The sequence below is a fragment of the Rahnella inusitata genome (genome assembly GCF_003263515.1).
In the GTDB taxonomy this organism is placed as follows: Bacteria; Pseudomonadota; Gammaproteobacteria; order Enterobacterales; family Enterobacteriaceae; genus Rahnella; species Rahnella inusitata.
On sequence record NZ_JYDE01000046.1, the window covers coordinates 1 to 18119 of the forward strand.

Annotated in this window: 22 protein-coding genes; 9 read left to right on the forward strand and 13 right to left on the reverse strand. The window is 51.8% G+C overall.

The window, feature by feature from the left end; translation table 11 throughout:
• Positions 1-329 precede the first annotated feature (329 nt).
• The 4 genes from yqaB (at position 330) to luxS (ending at position 3651) form a co-directional block, all read left to right on the forward strand.
• A complete protein-coding gene (gene yqaB / locus TU92_RS21590) occupies positions 330-896 on the forward strand; it encodes a fructose-1-phosphate/6-phosphogluconate phosphatase (protein ID WP_112169358.1) in 567 nt (188 codons plus the stop codon).
• A complete protein-coding gene (locus TU92_RS21595) occupies positions 893-1321 on the forward strand; it encodes a YqaA family protein (protein WP_112169360.1) in 429 nt (142 codons plus the stop codon). The genes yqaB and TU92_RS21595 overlap by 4 nt, the downstream gene beginning before the upstream one ends.
• Positions 1322-1406: 85 nt before the next feature.
• On the forward strand, positions 1407-2978 hold the full coding sequence (gshA, locus tag TU92_RS21600; protein WP_112169362.1) for a glutamate--cysteine ligase: 1572 nt from the start codon (positions 1407-1409) through the stop codon (positions 2976-2978).
• A gap of 157 nt (positions 2979-3135) precedes the next feature.
• Entirely contained in the window at positions 3136-3651 is a 516-nt protein-coding gene (gene luxS, locus TU92_RS21605) for an S-ribosylhomocysteine lyase (protein ID WP_112169364.1), read from the forward strand.
• A 65-nt stretch (positions 3652-3716) separates the two neighbouring features.
• Here the strand turns inward: luxS and TU92_RS21610 are convergent, their stop codons facing one another.
• Together TU92_RS21610 and TU92_RS21615 are read right to left on the reverse strand one after the other, a co-directional pair.
• The gene (locus TU92_RS21610) at positions 3717-5006 is read right to left on the reverse strand and encodes an HlyC/CorC family transporter (protein ID WP_112169366.1); all 1290 of its coding nucleotides are present in this window, start codon (positions 5004-5006) and stop codon (positions 3717-3719) included.
• Between the two features lie 13 nt (positions 5007-5019).
• Positions 5020-5814, reverse strand: a complete 795-nt coding sequence (locus tag TU92_RS21615) for a cytochrome C assembly family protein (RefSeq protein WP_112169368.1) — start codon at positions 5812-5814, stop codon at positions 5020-5022.
• Positions 5815-5978: 164 nt separating this feature from the next.
• Here TU92_RS21615 and ffh point away from each other — a divergent pair, with 164 nt between their 5' ends.
• The 5 genes from ffh to rplS all read left to right on the forward strand — a co-directional run bounded on the left by ffh (position 5979) and on the right by rplS (position 9581).
• Positions 5979-7340 (forward strand): signal recognition particle protein, encoded by a 1362-nt coding sequence (gene ffh, locus TU92_RS21620; RefSeq protein WP_112169370.1) that lies wholly within the window; start codon positions 5979-5981, stop codon positions 7338-7340.
• Positions 7341-7529: 189 nt separating this feature from the next.
• Positions 7530-7778, forward strand: coding sequence for a 30S ribosomal protein S16 (gene rpsP, locus TU92_RS21625; protein WP_104924471.1), 249 nt, complete (start codon positions 7530-7532; stop codon positions 7776-7778).
• An 18-nt stretch (positions 7779-7796) separates the two neighbouring features.
• On the forward strand, positions 7797-8345 hold the full coding sequence (gene rimM / locus TU92_RS21630; protein ID WP_112169372.1) for a ribosome maturation factor RimM: 549 nt from the start codon (positions 7797-7799) through the stop codon (positions 8343-8345).
• A 67-nt stretch (positions 8346-8412) separates the two neighbouring features.
• Positions 8413-9156 carry a tRNA (guanosine(37)-N1)-methyltransferase TrmD gene (trmD, locus tag TU92_RS21635; RefSeq protein WP_056772780.1) on the forward strand — a complete coding sequence of 248 codons (744 nt, stop codon included), beginning with the start codon at positions 8413-8415 and terminating at the stop codon, positions 9154-9156.
• Between the two features lie 77 nt (positions 9157-9233).
• Positions 9234-9581 carry a 50S ribosomal protein L19 gene (gene rplS, locus TU92_RS21640; RefSeq protein ID WP_056772777.1) on the forward strand — a complete coding sequence of 116 codons (348 nt, stop codon included), beginning with the start codon at positions 9234-9236 and terminating at the stop codon, positions 9579-9581.
• Between the two features lie 93 nt (positions 9582-9674).
• Here rplS and TU92_RS21645 read toward each other — a convergent pair whose 3' ends face one another.
• From TU92_RS21645 to TU92_RS21695, 11 genes are all read right to left on the reverse strand, one after another.
• Complete coding sequence (locus tag TU92_RS21645) at positions 9675-9854, reverse strand: ogr/Delta-like zinc finger family protein (protein ID WP_112169374.1); 180 nt, start codon at positions 9852-9854, stop codon at positions 9675-9677.
• 66 nt (positions 9855-9920) lie between these two features.
• Positions 9921-11081, reverse strand: a complete 1161-nt coding sequence (locus tag TU92_RS21650; RefSeq protein ID WP_112169376.1) for a contractile injection system protein, VgrG/Pvc8 family — start codon at positions 11079-11081, stop codon at positions 9921-9923.
• A 2-nt stretch (positions 11082-11083) separates the two neighbouring features.
• Positions 11084-11554 carry a phage tail protein gene (locus TU92_RS21655; RefSeq protein WP_112169378.1) on the reverse strand — a complete coding sequence of 157 codons (471 nt, stop codon included), beginning with the start codon at positions 11552-11554 and terminating at the stop codon, positions 11084-11086.
• On the reverse strand, positions 11551-13245 hold the full coding sequence (locus TU92_RS21660; RefSeq protein ID WP_112169380.1) for a phage tail tape measure protein: 1695 nt from the start codon (positions 13243-13245) through the stop codon (positions 11551-11553). Before TU92_RS21660 ends, TU92_RS21655 begins: the two co-directional genes overlap by 4 nt.
• Positions 13238-13372, reverse strand: coding sequence for a GpE family phage tail protein (locus TU92_RS21665; RefSeq protein WP_056772768.1), 135 nt, complete (start codon positions 13370-13372; stop codon positions 13238-13240). Before TU92_RS21665 ends, TU92_RS21660 begins: the two co-directional genes overlap by 8 nt.
• A gap of 20 nt (positions 13373-13392) precedes the next feature.
• Positions 13393-13680: a phage tail assembly protein gene (locus TU92_RS21670; RefSeq protein WP_112169382.1), complete on the reverse strand. Its 288-nt coding sequence runs from the start codon at positions 13678-13680 to the stop codon at positions 13393-13395.
• 59 nt (positions 13681-13739) lie between these two features.
• On the reverse strand, positions 13740-14249 hold the full coding sequence (locus tag TU92_RS21675) for a phage major tail tube protein (RefSeq protein ID WP_112169384.1): 510 nt from the start codon (positions 14247-14249) through the stop codon (positions 13740-13742).
• A 14-nt stretch (positions 14250-14263) separates the two neighbouring features.
• On the reverse strand, positions 14264-15433 hold the full coding sequence (locus tag TU92_RS21680; RefSeq protein WP_112169386.1) for a phage tail sheath protein: 1170 nt from the start codon (positions 15431-15433) through the stop codon (positions 14264-14266).
• 200 nt (positions 15434-15633) lie between these two features.
• Positions 15634-16614, reverse strand: a complete 981-nt coding sequence (locus TU92_RS21685; protein ID WP_112169388.1) for a phage tail protein — start codon at positions 16612-16614, stop codon at positions 15634-15636.
• Complete coding sequence (locus TU92_RS21690) at positions 16604-17218, reverse strand: phage tail protein I (RefSeq protein ID WP_112169390.1); 615 nt, start codon at positions 17216-17218, stop codon at positions 16604-16606. The genes TU92_RS21685 and TU92_RS21690 overlap by 11 nt, the downstream gene beginning before the upstream one ends.
• The gene (locus tag TU92_RS21695) at positions 17211-18119 is read right to left on the reverse strand and encodes a baseplate assembly protein (RefSeq protein WP_112169392.1); all 909 of its coding nucleotides are present in this window, start codon (positions 18117-18119) and stop codon (positions 17211-17213) included. Before TU92_RS21695 ends, TU92_RS21690 begins: the two co-directional genes overlap by 8 nt.

Consider the following 18119-nt stretch of genomic DNA (forward strand, 5'->3'; position numbering starts at 1 on the left):
CTGGGTGCACCATCTTTTGTGTATGTTGAAGCGATGATAAAATTTTATATTGCACTCAACATGCAGATAGCACGAAGGAAGATAACGTTGCTTTAGCAACGACCCGCAGGGCGAGGCATTAGCCGAGTAATCTTCCTGGGTGCACCATATTAGAGAAACCCGCTTCGGCGGGTTTTTTGCTTTCTGCATTTCATCTGCGCCTTTCTCTCTTCATTTTCCTGATTTTTCAGACGTGTTCGGATGTGCTCTGTGAACGGACAAAATGCGACTTTCGCCAGACTTTGCGATAAAGTAGTTTTCCAGTTTTTTTCGTGAGCATGGAGCATTCGATGTACGATCAATACGAAGGGCTAATATTTGATATGGATGGCACCATATTGGATACCGAGCCGACTCACCGTAAGGCATGGCATCAGGTATTAACCAAATACAGCATGCATTTTGATGTCGAATCCATGGTTGCTCTGAATGGTTCTCCGACCTGGCGCATCGCCAAGTTTGTAATCGACAGTAATAATGTCGAAATGGATCCGCATATTCTTGCCGCTGAGAAAACCGCTGCGGTGCAGGAAATGTTGCTGGACACGGTACGTCCGTTGCCGTTGATTGATGTCGTCAAGGCGTATCACGGTCGCCGTCCGATGGCGGTAGGCACGGGCAGTGAACACTGGATGGCGGATGCTCTGCTGCGTCACTTAGGCCTGCGCGATTGCTTTGATGCGATTGTCGGCGCTAATGATGTGCAGAACCATAAACCCGCACCAGATACCTTTTTGCGTTGCGCTGAGCTCATCGGCGTGCCTCCCGAGAAATGCGTCGTCTTTGAAGATGCAGATTTTGGTATTGAGGCGGCCAGACGCGCCAATATGGCTTTTGTGGACGTGCGTACGCTGTGAGTAGCGCTGTGGCGCTGGCTTCCTTATTCGGCAGCAGCTTTTTAAGTGCCACGTTGTTACCCGGCAATTCAGAAGTTTTATTAGTGGCTTTATTGTCAGCTGGCAGTGCAATGCCAGCGGCACTGGTTTTGTCCGCTTCTGTTGGCAATACCTTAGGTGGCATAACCAACGTCATCATCGGCCGCTTTCTGCCGCAGCTAAAGCCTCAGCGTGGGTTACATGTTGCACAAGGCTGGCTGAAGCGCTTCGGACCGGCCGCTTTATTGCTGAGCTGGCTACCGGTGATTGGCGATGTGTTATGCGTTTTAGCAGGTTGGCTGCGAATGCCGTGGGGTCCGGTGGTCTTTTTCATGTTTATTGGAAAAGCGGTGCGTTACGTTCTTATTACTGTGGTAACGCTACAGGGGCTTTCATGGTTCGGTTAGATTGGCATCAGTCATCAATTATGGTCACATCTATGCAGACTCACTATGCTTGCAAATCAATGATTTCACAGAGCGGGAGGTCAATTTGATCCCGGATGTATCACAGGCGCTTTCCTGGCTGGAAGCGCATCCTCAGGCACTTAAAGGTATTCGTCGCGGTATTGAGCGTGAAACGCTGCGTGTTAATCCCGATGGTTCATTGGCGACAACCGGACATCCGGAATCCTTAGGTGCGGCGTTGACGCATCGCTGGATCACCACCGATTTTGCTGAAGCCTTATTAGAATTTATTACACCCGTCGATGACAACATCGAGCATCTGATGGCGTTTTTGCGTGACATTCATCGTCACGTTGCCCGGGACCTCGGTGAAGAGCGCATGTGGCCATTCAGCATGCCGTGCTTTATCGAATCCGGACAGGACATCGAACTGGCGCAGTACGGTTCGTCTAACGTCGGGCGCATGAAAACGCTGTATCGCGAAGGGCTGAAGAACCGTTATGGCGCGCTGATGCAGGTCATTTCCGGCATCCATTACAATTTCTCACTGCCGTTGACATTCTGGCAAGAGCGTCTGGGCGTTACGGATGCGGAAAGCGGCAAAGAAGCGATTTCAGCGGGTTACTTTAAGCTGATCCGCAACTATTACCGTTTTGGCTGGGTGATCCCGTATCTGTTTGGCGCGTCGCCTGCGATCTGTTCGTCATTCCTGAAAGGACGTAAAACGGATCTGCCTTTCGAATATACCGAAGGCGGGATGTGTTATCTCCCGTATGCGACGTCGCTGCGTCTGAGTGATTTGGGTTACACCAATAAATCGCAGAGCAACCTGGATATCACCTTTAACGATCTTGAAACTTACGTCAAAGGCGTTAAAAGGGCGATCCGTACGCCATCGGCAGAATATGCCGAGATGGGAGTGAAGAAAGACGGGAAATATCTGCAACTGAACACCAATGTGTTACAGATTGAGAACGAGCTTTATGCGCCAATTCGTCCTAAGCGCGTGACTAAATCAGGTGAAACGCCTTCTGAGGCGCTGCTGCGTGGTGGGATTGAATACATTGAGGTGCGATCGCTGGACGTCAATCCATTCTCCCCTGTGGGGATTGATGCGACGCAGGCGCGTTTCCTCGATCTGTTTTTGGTATGGTGTGCCTTAGCTGACGCACCTGAGATGAACAGCGATGAGCTGCGTTGTACTCGCCAGAACTGGAACCGCGTGATCCTCGAAGGGCGTAAGCCGGGTCAGACGATTGGCATCGGTTGTTATGACGAACGCAAACCGCTGGATCAGGTTGGCAAAGATTTGTTCGCTGATTTGAACCGCGTGGCACAGGTGATGGACAGTCAGAATGGCGATCATCTGTATCAGGACGTTTGTAAGGAACTGGTTGCGGCGTTTGATGATCCGGAGCTGACTTACTCCGCGCGTATCCTGAAAGCACTGAAACAGCAGGGCGTGGGTAATTTAGGGCTGGAACTGGCCGAGAAATATCGTCAGATGCTGGTCAGCGAACCGCTGGAAGTATTGGATGAAAGTGCATTGCTGGCAGAACAGGATGGGTCATGGCAGCGTCAGCGCGACATGGAAGCCGGTGACACGCTAAGCTTAGAAGACTATCTGGCTGCTCACGCAGGCGGTACCGAAGAGTAGAAAAGAAAAAGGCCACAATTAATGTGGCCAAATAAACATCTCTGTTTACAGGGATGATGATAACAAATGCGCGTCTTTCACTAATTAAGACCCGCGTGCTGGGAAAAGGTTTCCTGAGTTCGTAAAAAAATTTAATTTATTTAGGAGAGGTGACGATATGCCACTGTTGGATAGCTTTACCGTAGACCATACCCGTATGGCAGCACCTGCTGTTCGCGTCGCAAAAACCATGAAAACCCCACACGGGGACACCATCACTGTGTTCGATCTGCGCTTCTGCCGCCCGAATATTGAAGTGATGCCAGAGCGTGGTATTCATACGCTGGAGCACCTGTTCGCAGGCTTTATGCGTAATCACCTGAACGGAAACGGCGTCGAGATCATCGATATTTCTCCGATGGGTTGCCGTACCGGCTTCTACATGAGCCTGATCGGTGTGCCGGAAGAGCAGTTGGTCGCGGATTCCTGGAAAGCGGCGATGGAAGATGTTCTGAAAGTGAAAGAACAAAGTCAGATCCCTGAGCTGAATGAATATCAGTGCGGTACCTTCGAGATGCATTCCCTGAAAGAAGCGCAGGAAATCGCGCAGCACATTGTCGATCACGATGTTGTCGTGAACCGTAACGACGATTTGGCTCTGCCAAAAGAAAAACTGTCTGAATTGCACATCTAGTTCATTGGGCAGACGTAAAAAAAGACGCGAATTTCGCGTCTTTTTTATGTCTGCAACTCTTGCGGCTAGCGCTGATTTACGGTGCTTTGTAAGGGTTGGAGAGGGCGAACCTGAACCTGTTTGATCATGTTCTCCTGCACATCCAGAATTTCGACTTCATAATTCTTAATCCGCAAGTTTGTGCCGATGACTGGGATCTCTTCCAGCACTTCCAGTAGCATGCCATTCATAGTCCGTGGCCCGTCAGAAGGCAGATTCCAGTTAAAGGCTTTGTTCAGTTCACGAACGTTCGCACTGCCTTCAATTACAACGGAACCATCGCTTTGAGGCGTCACCTCTTCGGCCAGGGTAGGTGACATCGACGTGGTAAAATCACCGACGATTTCCTCGAGGATATCCTCGACTGTCACCAACCCCTGTATATCGCCGTACTCATCGACCACAATTCCGGCTTTCTTCTTATTGCGCTGGAATTTGACCAGCTGAATATTCAACGGCGTGCCTTCAGGGATGTAGTAAATCTCATCGGCGGCGCGCAGCAGGTTCTCTTTAGTGAACTCTTTTTTCTCCGTCATGAGACGATACGCTTCTCGCAGGCGCAGCATGCCTATTGCGTCATCGAGTGAGTCACGGTAAAGCACAATACGACCATGCGGTGAATGCGTTAGCTGGCGGATGATGGACTTCCAGTCATCGTTGATATCGATACCGACGATGTCATTGCGCGGCACCATGATGTCATCGACCGTCACCTTCTCAAGGTCGAGCACTGAAAGCAGCATGTCCTGATTACGGCGGGAGATTTGCGAGCGCGATTCATTCACGATAGTCCGCAACTCTTCTTTGCTCATCGCATCGCTGAGGCTGGTGGTGGTTTTAATACCGCACATTCTCATCAGCAGACGCGAGAGGCTGTTTAGGATCCACACTAAGGGCATCATGATGGTTTGCAGCGGGCGCAACAAAATACTGCTCGGGAAAGCGATGCGTTCCGGGTTCAGTGCCGCGAAGGTTTTCGGCAGGACTTCGGCAAACAGCAGTACCACGAAAGTCAGCACGCCGGTCGCAATTGCCACACCGGCATCGCCGTAAAGACGAATGCCCACAATTGTTGCCAGAGCGGAAGCAAGGATGTTGACCAAATTGTTGCCGATGAGCACCAGACTAATCAGTTGATCCGGGCGTTTTAACAGCTTTTCGACGCGACGTGCGCCGCGGTTACCCTGCTTGGCCAGGTGACGTAACCGGTAACGGTTGAGTGTCATCATACCGGTTTCGGAGGCTGAGAAATAAGCCGAAACCACCACCATGATGATCAATATGATGATCAGGGTTGTTGTCGAGACGTGCTCCAACGGGAATTCCTTATTATTGATGAACCATGATTTGCTGGATCAGGCGACTGCCAAAATAGGCGAGAGTCAGGAGAATGGCGCCAGCCATGCTGAACCATACCACGCGGCGGCCACGCCACCCTTCGTGATAATGACCCCACAGCAGGACGATATAAACGAACCATGCCAGTATCGATAAGACGGCCTTGTCGATATTCTCCGGGCTGAACAAATTGTTCAGATACAGCAAACCGGTGCACAGCGTCAGCGTGAGTAAAATGACACCGATCTGGGTGATGTGAAAAAGTTTACGCTCGATGCTCATCAGTGGCGGCATATCGGCAGTAAAGGTGAGACGTTTGTTCTTCAGCTGATAATCGAGCCACGCCAGCTGCAGTGCGTAAAGTGCGGCAATCATCAGTGTTGCATATGAGAACAACGCCAGGCCGATGTGAACCAGCAAGCCTTTACTTTCCTCAAGATGCGTAATGAATTCGCCCGGCAGAAATGTCACAAAGGCCAGATTGATCAGAGAAAAACTGTAGACGATCGGCAGAACGAACCAGCCACGATTGCGCGAGGCGACAATCGTCATGACCGTACCAATGATTAAACTCACCACCGAGCCGATATTGACCAGACTCAGATTCTGGCCGGTGCTGACGTCAAAGATGCGCTGCTGCAACGCAACGGCATGACATACCAGCGCCACCACCACGGAAATCAGTGCCAGACGCCGATATGCGCTGTTCTTCCGAATAATGCTCGGAATGATCAGTGCAAGGCTGAACAGATAGGCCAACATGGCGACGAGAGCAAAAACTGACATAGCGTTTCAGTAGCATCGAAAAGTGAATGAGAACCGCAGTATAACGTTACCCGCGTCACGCTCCAACCTATCTGAGACGCCAAAGCAGAGATCGTCAACGCTTCGTGTTATAATCCCGCAATTACGTCGCAAAAGCGGCCTGTCATTACGTTGAGCAAGAGACGATGTTTGAGAATTTAAGCGATCGATTGTCGCGCACACTGCGCAATATCAGCGGCCGCGGGCGGCTGACCGAAGAAAATATCAAAGAGACATTGCGTGAAGTCCGCATGGCGTTGCTGGAAGCAGACGTTGCGCTGCCGGTCGTCCGCGACTTCATTAACCGGGTGAAAGAGAGCGCCGTTGGCGTTGAGGTCAATAAGAGCCTTACACCGGGTCAGGAATTCGTCAAAATTGTCCAGAAAGAACTGGAAAACGCGATGGGCGAGGCGAACACCGAGCTCAATTTAGCGGCACAGCCACCGGCCGTCGTGCTGATGGCGGGTTTACAAGGTGCGGGTAAAACCACCAGCGTCGGTAAACTGGCGAAATTCCTGAAAGAAAAGAAAAAGAAAAAAGTGCTGGTGGTGTCTGCCGACGTTTATCGCCCTGCGGCGATCAAACAGCTGGAAACGCTGGCACAGCAAGTTGAAGTGGATTTTTTCCCGTCGGATGCTCAGGAAAAGCCGGTTGATATCGTTCGCCGCGCCCTTCAGCAAGCCAAACTGAAATTTTATGACGTTCTGATCGTCGATACCGCCGGCCGTTTACACGTCGACGAAGCGATGATGGACGAGATCAAACAGGTTCACGCCGCGATTAATCCGGTTGAAACGCTGTTTGTTGTCGATGCCATGACCGGTCAGGATGCCGCAAATACCGCGAAAGCCTTTAACGAAGCGTTGCCGCTGACGGGTGTGATCCTGACGAAAGTCGACGGTGACGCCCGCGGTGGTGCTGCGCTGTCGATTCGCCATATCACGGGCAAACCGATCAAATTCCTCGGTATGGGTGAAAAAACCGATGCTCTGGAGCCGTTCCACCCGGATCGTATCGCTTCGCGTATTTTGGGCATGGGTGACGTTCTCTCACTTATCGAAGATATTGAGAGTAAAGTCGACCGCGCGCAGGCTGAGAAATTGGCCAGCAAGCTCAAAAAAGGCGACGGCTTCGACCTGACCGACTTCCTCGATCAGCTCAAGCAAATGCGCAACATGGGTGGTATGGCGAACATGATGAGCAAATTGCCGGGCGTCGGGCAGTTGCCGGACAACGTCAAATCTCAGATGGACGATAAAGTGCTGGTGCGTATGGAAGCGATCATCAATTCGATGACGATGAAAGAGCGCGCTAAGCCAGAAATTATTAAAGGGTCCCGTAAGCGTCGTATTGCGATGGGTTCCGGCATGCAGGTGCAGGACGTTAACCGCTTACTCAAGCAGTTTGACGATATGCAGCGCATGATGAAGAAAATGAAGAATGGCGGTATGGCGAAAATGATGCGTGGCATGAAAGGTATGATGCCTCCGGGTTTCCCAGGCCGCTAATCGACAAGACTGGCTATTTATCAGCCACATAAACGGCCCCAAACGTACTCAGGCAAATAGCGACGGAGGCAATCTACGCTTTCGATTGCTTTTTGCGCCAAAATGAGTAAAATTTTGGGGCTTTTTATATTGCAACCAGACCCCGTTCCCCGATGGGGTCTGGTTGTTTTATTAACTAAAGAGGATGTTATGGTAACAATTCGTTTAGCACGTGGCGGCGCAAAAAAGCGTCCGTTTTATCAAGTAGTAGTGACCGACAGCCGCAACGCTCGTGACGGTCGTTTCATCGAACGCGTAGGTTTCTTCAACCCATTGGCTTCTGGCCAGGCTGAAGCACTGCGTCTGGACCTGGATCGTATTACCCATTGGGTAGATCTGGGTGCAACCGTTTCTGATCGCGTTTCTTCGCTGATCAAAGACGCTAAGAAAGCAGCTTAATCTGTCGCGGTGGTGGCAATGAGCAAGCAATCCAATCCAGTGGTACCCGCTGAGCCGTTAGTACTCGGCAAAATGGGTTCAACATACGGCATTCGCGGTTGGCTCAGAGTGTTTTCATCCACCGAAGACGCTGAAAGCATCTTCGAATACCAGCCCTGGTTTATCCAGCGTGCCGGTAAGTGGCAGGTTATCGAGCTGGAAGGCTGGAAACGCCACACTCAGGACCTGATTATCAAAGTCAAAGGCGTTGATGATCGGGATGCAGCGAATCTGCTGACCAATTGCGAAATTGTCGTCGATTCAAAGCAGCTACCAACACTGGAAGACGGTGACTATTACTGGAAAGACCTTTTTGGTTGCCAGGTAGTGACAACTTCCGGTTACGAACTGGGCAAAATCATCGATATGATGGAAACCGGTTCTAACGATGTAATGGTAGTCAAAGCCAACCTGAAAGATGCCTTCGGACTCAAGGAGCGGTTGATTCCGTTCCTCGATGGGCAGGTTATCAAGAAAGTCGATCTCGCTACTCGCACTGTCGAAGTAGATTGGGATCCTGGTTTTTGACCTCCGTAACGTTTACTGATGTAAACAACGGCGGGTTGAGCGGCAAAGCATTTGTAAGGGGTAGGCTATGTGGATCGGTATAATTAGCCTGTTTCCTGAAATGTTCCGCGCAATCACCGATTACGGGGTAACTGGCCGGGCAGTTAAGAATGGCCTGTTGAGCGTAAACTGCTGGAGTCCTCGTGACTTCGCATACGATCGACATCGTACCGTGGACGAGCGCCCTTACGGCGGTGGTCCCGGCATGCTGATGATGGTGCAACCTTTACGGGAAGCGATTCATGCAGCAAAAGCAGCGGCAGGCGAAGGTGTGAAAGTGATTTATCTTTCACCTCAGGGTCGCAAACTGGATCAAACCGGTGTTTGCGAACTGGCGGCCCATCAGAAAATTATTCTGGTGTGTGGCCGTTACGAAGGGATTGATGAGCGCGTAATCAAAACCGAAATTGATGAAGAATGGTCAATTGGTGATTATGTTCTCAGCGGTGGTGAGTTGCCGGCAATGACTCTGATTGATTCAGTTTCCCGCTTTATACCGGGCGTTCTGGGTCGTCAGGCTTCAGCAGAAGAAGATTCTTTCGCTGACGGATTGCTCGATTGCCCCCACTATACCCGCCCTGAAGTGTTAGAAGGCATGGAGGTACCGTCAGTTTTACTGTCGGGAAACCACGCTGATATACGTCGCTGGCGCCTGAAACAGTCGCTGGGTCGAACCTGGCTTAGAAGACCTGAACTTCTGGAAAACCTAGCTCTGACTGACGAGCAAGAGGTGTTACTGAGAGAGTTCCAAAAGGAACATCGACTCAGTTAACAAAACTATGAGGGACCGCTTGAGCACTTTGCTAAGCCTTCCCGATATATCAGTTTACCTAGGGTAAGAGACATATTATGAGCAATATCATTAAACAGATCGAACAAGAGCAGATGAAGCAAGACGTACCTGCATTCCGTCCGGGTGATTCCGTGGAAGTTAAGGTATGGGTCGTTGAAGGTTCTAAAAAGCGTCTGCAGGCATTCGAGGGCGTGGTTATCGCTATTCGTAACCGCGGTCTGCACTCTGCATTCACTGTTCGCAAAATTTCTAACGGCGAAGGTGTTGAGCGTGTATTCCAGACTCACTCCCCAGTAATCGACAGCATTGCTGTTAAACGTCGTGGTGCCGTTCGTAAAGCTAAACTGTACTACCTGCGTGAGCGTACTGGTAAGTCTGCTCGTATCAAAGAGCGTCTTAACTAAGGTATCGCTAACGCGACATCGACTAGTTAATAGAGAACAAGGGGTTAGCCAATGGCTAACCCCTTTTTTTATCTCTGAATGACCCTAATTTGACTACGCCGCTGATTTTTCGCTCCCAGGTTTTGAAATGACGCGAGCGACGGATTCGTGTGTGGCAAAGGTGCAGCTACACTCGATGTTCTGGCACTGATGATACCGTTCTTTGGTAGACTCACTCAGATATCGGCTTGAGCGTGTGTGGGCGACTTTTCCACAAAGCGGGCAATGCATCATAAAAACCTCCGGCATGACAGGTAAGCGATGAGGTCATTATGGAACCATAAACTTGCAAAAGCAAGTTTATGGTTGTGATATTGATGACTGATACGTGATATCCGCCACGTAAATCTTCAAATTCAACTTTGTGGTAAACCCTTTTTCATTGAGGCTATGTTCAACCGAGTCGATAATCCAGCGCTGGTCGTCGATCACATGTTTAAAACCCTGCACATTCAGCGGTGTCTGAGCGCTGAGATCGGCACGGCCCATTGCCAGTCTGATGCTAAATGATGCTGAATCCGCCTGGATCTGATTAAAAGCAGAATCCGCCGCGCGCCTCGCGGACGCTTCATCGGGATATATTTTTTGGAGTTTGAGGACATTTGCCCCGGACCCGGCTGTATAACTTTTTAGGGGGGGCGCTGTCTCAGAAGACGCAGTACCCGCCGCTTTGGTTGCTGCCGGATGTTGCTTTTGCGAGGTGGAGTTTGCTGGCGGTATTCTTTTCAGGGCTACACTGCTGGTAGCCGCCGCTTTCACATCATAAGACTGGGCAATCACGCCGCTAAAGGCCTTCTGATCAATCACCTTGAAAACATGCTCATCGCCGTCGCTGCGCACCAGCGTTTTCCACGGCAGCGCTTGCCCGGAAGCACTCCTTGCCGAATAAGGTTTAAAAAAAATAATAGCGCCATTTTTCACCGTGGCCTGCGCGCCGAAGTTTTGTGCCAGCCGGGTGAGGAAATATCCGTCATTCTCATCGGTCTGATCGATGTGCGGGATCTTAATGTTGTCGAGCTCCGGCGCGATAACCGGCAAAGAGAGATTATTGCGCGCTGAGAGGATCCTTACGATCGCACCCAGCGTGTAGTCATCATAAGACTGGCTGCGTTTCGTCTCGAATGTCCCACGAAAATCGGCACTGCGGGCGGTGATGATCACAATATCTGGTGATCCCTGATGGGTCACGGTATCCACAATGAAGTACCCGCAGTCGTACAAAGCCTGTTTCGACCACCCGATATGCAAATGCAGAAGAGTGCCTCTGGCGGGCATTTGCAGTTGTCCGTCGGCATCGTCGAATTTGAGCGTCAGATCATCTGCCGCGAATCCGCTCTTGTCATTGACGGTGAGACTGATGATGCGGTCTGTAACACTCTGTTCCAGCACCTTATTTTTAATTTTCAGGGTAAAAGCCGGCGCGATCCGTGCGCCAGCGGGTAACTGAAGATCGGTAAGCATCGTTATCCTCCGGTAATAAAATTACCAATTGCCGAACTGGCCTTGTTATACAAACCTTCAGCCTGCGCCATCAGGTCACCAAACATGGCGGCCTGAGATTCATCCACCCGTTTAAGAATGACGCTGAAAGAAATACTTCGCGCCTGCCCGTTTGAATTGAATTCGCCGTTGTCATTCGTCAGGCTCTCAATGACAAACATGCCATGAATAGTGCCGTTGCCTTCAATCAGCGGCCACGCCCGGCCTGAATCCGCCATGCTTTGCAGGGTTTGCAGATAGCGCATGCCGCCGGTCAGTTCCGGCAGGAGTTGTCCCGTCAGCTTCAACGTTTCCTTGCCCGGTCCGAGAAATTGCGAAACCGCCCGCTGGCCGAAACGGGCGTTTTCCGCCCAGGTGTAATTCACCTGATGATTGGTGGTCTGATAGGGGAGAGTGCTCAGTTTGAATACAAATAAACCCAGCGACATCATCATGAGTAGAAGCCTCCGTTACTGAACTGGCTGTGCAGCGCATTCTCGTCATTCCTGTCACGCTCATTCATTGCCTGGTTAATAAAGCCCTGAATTTTCGGATAGTCTGTTTCAGGCGTGGCGGTAAAACTGAAATTCATGGTCGTTGCCCGGTTATCGGTCAGATTATTGGCAACGCTGTTTTTAGCAGGCTGGTACAGGCTGAGCGTTCCGCCTGTCGGCGAAATATTCGGCGCAAAAGCCGCTGGCGCACTCAGGTTCTCAGCCGGTTCATCGGAATCACTGCTGAAAATATTCAGAACGGAATCGACGCCTTTACGCGCCCAGTTAAAGACTTCCCCGATTTGAGAGACGGCATTCGTCAGCGTCACGAAAATTTCTCCGATGGCTTCCCCAACCAGTTTGCCAACGTTGCTAAATCCCGCCAGCTGATCCTGCGTAAATTTAATCGGCGTAAACAAATCAGTTATCCACCCGAGCGCAGCTTTGAAAGGTGCGAATGTGAGGGTGATCGGCCCTATGACAGAACTGAAACCCGCGACTAAACCGCTGACAAAAGCACTGATCGGCTCCCAAAGTTTTACGATGGCGATGCCAATACCGGCAATCAGGGCGATGACCGGCAACAGCGGCAACCCGATGGCTGCAAAAGCGGCTGCAATCATGCCGCCGGTGCTGGTGAAGAGGGGGCCGAGTACTCCGGTTCCGGCCATCAGCATATTGATGCCGCTCAGCACCGGCGCGATGGCGGCACTCACTGAACTCAGTGCACCGACAATGCCGGTAATCCCTAAAGCAAGGCCGAGCAGGGAATTCACCAGTTGTGGATTATCGGTTATCCAGGTATTGAGCGTGGTCAGCCAGCCGGTGGCGGTTTGCGTCAGTTCGCGTAGCGCCGAGCTTTGCCCTTCAAACAGATTGATGCGCAGGGTTTCCCATGTCGCAAACAGTTTGATGATATCGCCGTCGAGGTTGTCACCTTTCACCGTCACGGCCATTTGTGCGTCCGGCGTATCGCCGTTGAGCTGAGCCGGTGTCTGCGCCAGAACCTGACTGGCATCCAGCCCTTCTCCGGCGAGTTTCTTCTGCGTGTCTACAACCTCAGAAGGCGCGTGGCCAGACGCTGCCATCGACATACTTTGCTGACGCAACGCCGCCATACGCGGATCGTTATTTTTCAGGCCGAGCATCGACTGGACTTCAGAGAGTGCGGCCTGTAGCCCGGCGCCAGGCTTGAGGAATTCTTTTGCCCGTTCCAGTTGGGGATGAGCAAAGTTAATCGCTTCGATGCCCGCGTTTTTGTTTGCCTCAGTGTTTTCCTGCCGGGGTGTCGTTTGCCCGCTAATGTCTCTGGTTTGTGGCCCGATAAGGATGGCAGGTCGTTCAGTATTCACGCCCTGACCGCGAAGATCATGGCTTTGTTGATCAACAGAATGCTGGCGGAGGAATGCGCCCGGCCCTTCGGTTATCAGCTTAGATTGCGCGTCGGAGAAGTCCTCCATCACTCGTGATTGTTTCTCCAGCGCCTGGAAGTCCAAAGCGACATCGCTGATATCATCTGAAATGACGCTGTATAACGTCTTTTCCGGCAGCATTGTGAAATTTCGCCAGACATTTTCCGTCGCGGCTTTCAGCGCTTTTAGCTGCTTATTGATGTTTCCCAGCGTCGAGGGTAACTGTTCGACATTACTCATCTGTTTTGACTCCGCTGCGTTGCAATGCCTTATATCGCCAGCTCAACAGATCGGTGAGCGACATGCCGTCCATTTCGGACGGCGGCCAGTGGAAGATCACCGCGATGTCTGCCATCAGATCATCCACGGTGAGCCGGGGCGCGATCTTTACGCCGCCGGTTTCGGTGATAAAAAACCAATCACCTTGCCCGCCAGCGCAATCAGGTCAGGCAGCTCGAGGCGTGTGCATTCTTCTTTGGTGAGATTGGGAGAAGTGATGCGCGGCAAAATGGTGATCAGCGCATCGACGTCGGCGTTCGCCAGCGCCGCCAGCCCGATACCGCGCAGGCTGCCCGCCGTCGGTTTGGTCACCTGAATTTCTGTGATTTCCATATCGCCGCGTTTGAGCGGAACATCAAGAATCACGGTGTTGTCGTTGTTTTCAATCTGGCTCATAGGGTTTCCTGTTTAAACGAAAGTGAAGCCGGCAACATTTGCCGGCTCAGGGAAGGGAATTACAGGCCGAGTGCGGTGCGGTGTTCAGCCAGGCGGTCAACGCCGTTGACGATTTCCACCATATTGACGGTATCGATCTCAATCAGCTCTTTGCCGTCGATAGTCAGTTTGAAGTAAGTGCACTGGGTGGTGACTTTGGTTTCAGTGTCTTCACCTTGCTTGTACTCACCAAAATCAAACTCTTTGTGACGGCCACGCATCATCACTTCAACCGCTGACACATCACCGGTATCGTCACGCTGCAGGGAACCGGCAAAACGCAGAGGAATATCGGAGACGCTGCCCCACTGTTGCAGAACCAGTTCGTCCAGACCGCCGATCGACCATTCCAGCGTCAGCGCATCGTCGTCGAGACCGAAATCCACCGCGACCGAACCGCTCATGCCGCCGCCGCGATAGTTTTCCAGCTTGCGGGTGAGTTTCGGCAGGGTCAGGGAAGAGACAAGGCCGAGGTAGCTGTTACCGTCGTTAAACAGGTTCAGGTATTTCAATTTTTTAGGAAGTGCCATGAGTCATTTTCTCCTTAGCTGTTGATGGACGCGGCAAAGTTCACCAGATAAGAGTCGGTGATACGCTGGCGCAGGGTCAGATCTTCCAGAGGCGGAACCGGCGTGTAGTCATAATCGATATACAGCTTGCCAGCCTTCAGGGTTTCCGCGGTGTTAGCGGTTTCGTCGTACCAGCAATCGCCATCAATGATGTAACCCGCTGATTTCATTTCGCGCATTTTGGCTTTGATGCCGTCGATCATGTCGCGCACCAGCGACGGGGTCATGGGTTTATCGACCGCCCACATGTGTGCTTCCGCCATGGTATCGGCCAGCACCTGAGCGGTGCGGGTGTAGTTTTCGAAGATGAACAGTGAATCGTCGCTGCAGGTACGGTTGCCCCAGAAGCGGAAGCCGTCTTTGCGCACCAGCGTCGTCACACCGGCTTCGTTTAGCAGGTCAGCATCGGTGCCGCTCGCCTGTAAATCCCAGAATACGCTGGCGGAAAGACCGGTCACGCCGTTCACGCCGACGTTTGACAGGGTTTTATGCCAGCCGGTTTCCTGGTCGATTTTGGCGCGCAGACCCAAAGCGCGTGCAGTGGCGTAAGCAATATCAGACTGGCTGGTAGCCGTATTCCAGTTCACAAAATCCGGCCATATCAGCATCAGTTCACGCTGGCTGAAGTTGTCGCGGTATTTGATTGCATCGGAAAGCGTTTTTGCGCCGTAAGCGCTGATATAGCCGAAGGCACGCAGCTGCTGACATACACCCGCCAGTGCGGTGGCGACAGCCTGATTATCCAGGCCCGGAACGCCCAGGATACGAGGCTTCACGCCTAATTCTGCCTGCGCAGAAAGCAGGGCTTTCATGCCGGTATAACGACCGTTGGCATCCGAACCGCCAATAATATTGCTGGTGGTGGCGTCTTCATCCGCGCCGGTCGCAACACGCACGACCACGGTGACGGGCTTGCATTGATCCGCGATAGCCAGCAGTGCCGCACGCAGTGTCCCGGTTTTACCCGCCTTACCGCTGGCAGCCAAAACGTCGGTAATCAGGACCGGTGTGTTGAGCGGAAACGTGGTGGCATCCGCATCTTCTGCGGTACATACCATGCCGATAATTGCAGTTGAAACAGTGGAAATAACGCGGGTGCCATCATTGATTTCGACGACACGAACGCCGTGGTGATAATCAGCCATCAGGGTGACTCTCTCTGTTGTGGGGGGTGAAGCAAGGATGCCGGTTCACAACAAAAAGCGCATTCGATCAGGGGCGTGGGGGCGGTGGCACAACAGACGGGGGGGTAGATAATAAAAAAGCCCTCAAAGAGGGCTTAGTATTTTTAGGTTTCTATACTTTGTAAGGTGATGATTCAAATTCAATTATTATTGAAAATATTTTACGCAGCTCTGACTATATAATTAAACGCAACGTTACGAGGGCGAGCGGAAACATAAGCCCACCATTCATATCGCTTGGCTGTCGTAGAGCCAGATATCCATGTTTTACCCTTTATTTGAGCCCATTGTGCTGACGTCAACGGATCTCCAAAACCATAATCTGGGGAGCTGAGAGAGCTAATATCACCTGAGTCATTATCATCAAATCCAGAAACGATCGTACCTTCTTGAAACGATAAAAGACTACGTCCCGAATCGATTCCGCGTCCATCATCCCAGCCACGTATAAACTCCCCACGCAAATCAGGTAATAAGCCAGATGGATAGGCTAGCGCGAGTTTTGGATATTTTGCTTTATCAAACGCGGCGCCATTACATTTTAACCAGCCTGCTGGCGCGGTTGCTGTAGGCCAGGGAAGGGGAATGCCCACCGGCAGATCGTATTGTGGATGTGGATTTGCTGCCGCCACATGCTTCGCCATCAGATCGTCTGCGTAGGCTTTTACTTCAATCACTTTATCATCGACATATTTTCGCGTTGCCAGCACCACTGAAGGATCAATTTTTAGCGTGACAGCCTCGGTGCTGTTTACCACTAAAATCATACGGACGGTTTGTGTTCTGCCGCTCCCCTCCTGGAGTTGTGGTTTATACGTTTCCGGGCAATTGGCGATGGCAATCAGCGTATTGTCCTGATCAAATAACCCAATTTCCCGGATCCAGAATCCTCCCTGATCCTCGGGTATGATTTGCTCGGCAATAATCTGATTGGTATTTTCCGGATCAACACTCAGCGAATTAAGTGCTGCCCGTCGTTTCTCACCAATTAATTTTGTTTGTGCGGGATCGGGGGTGGGTAATACACCACCGCCATCGCCTAGCGCCATTTGAGTCAGGCTGAGTTGCGTTCCGAGTGCCGTGGCGTTGGCCAGTTTTGCTGCGCCCAGATTGGTCAGCAGGGCATAGTATTTAGCTGTCATAATTTACTCTCAGGTTGTCGATTAAATGGATTGCTGAACCGGTAAATCCAGCACCGGACGCAGTAATGGTTTCAGGGATATAGGGATAAACGGTCAGCTCTTCGCCGTCGTAGGCGGCTGCGGCAATATAAAAATCACCGGTGACGTCCAGATTGATTGAGAGGCCGATCAAATGGCGGCTACAGGGTTTGGCATCAGCAATCAGACGCTCAAGCTCAAGATACATCTCTTCAGTAATACCCGTTTCAAGCACGCCCACATCGAGCCGAAAAGTGCCGGGAATATCGTGGGTCTGCCACCATTCGGTGATACGGATTAAATAACCGAGGGGTTCCACTACCCGCCGTAATGCGCCAACTGTGCCTTTATGTTTATGCACAAACCAGGCGGCGCGCACGGCAGAACGTTTCGCGGATTCAGTCCAGTTTTCATCCCAGCGGTCGACAGAGAATGCCCAGGCGAGATAGGGCAATAATGTCAGAGGGCAAGTCTGCGGATCCCAGAGTTCGCGCAGAGGAACTTTGAGACGGCCTATTTGCGCTAACGCCTGCGCAGCCGCAACTTCCAGCTGCGTTGACCCCGAAGGCAGCAGCCGATCATTCATCGGATCCTCCGACAGTCAGCGAATACGCAGTACAGAGTGACGCCTGTGTTTTATCCAAAACGATGTCGGCCTGCGGAGCAGACAACTCCACGCGTTGAACCCCTTCAACATGTAAGGCTGCATAAATGGCGGACAGTCTGATATCGCGCCCTAAGCGGCCTTGCGTGTTGATATAAGTTTTAAGCTGAGCTTCTGAAGCCGCACGTACTGGTTCGATTTCTGGGGTGGGTAAGACGTAAAGAACCGCCTCTATCTGATACGGAACAATCTCCGCTGCCTGAACGGTGACACGATCGGCGACCGGGCGAACGTCTTCGTCATTCAGCGCTTTTTCGACAGTGAGCAACAAGTCAGAAGATGCCGAGCCATTGTTATCACGGGATAAAATCGTGACGGTTACTTCCGCGGGAGAGGGGCTGATTGCTGAGGCATCCGCCACCCGTCCGTCCGCCGAACGCGCATGATACTCATAGGCGCCTGTCGGACCTGCGACGCTCAGTCCTTCGAAGGCCTGTGGAATGCGCATACGCAAATCGGTGTCGGCTTCCATCACGGCGGCGGTCGGTGGAATGGTGGCGTTGTCAGCGGCCCGGAGCACCAGACGCTTGACGTTGAAGTTCGCGGCCAGCTGATCCAGATCGTTTCCGGTTGCATAGGCCACCATGACGGCGCGGGCAGATTCGTTGATCCGCTGACGCAGGATCAGTTCGCGGTAAGCATTCTCCTGCAGCAATTTGACCAGCGGTTCGGATTCCAGCGTCAACGTACGGCTGATGGCTTCCTGCTGGTCAGCGGGATAGAGTGAAATCAGCGTACTTTTACGTTCCTCAAACAGGTTTTCATAGTCCAGTTCCTCGACCACATCGGGGGCCGGTAACTGGCTCAAATCGATCGTTGCCAT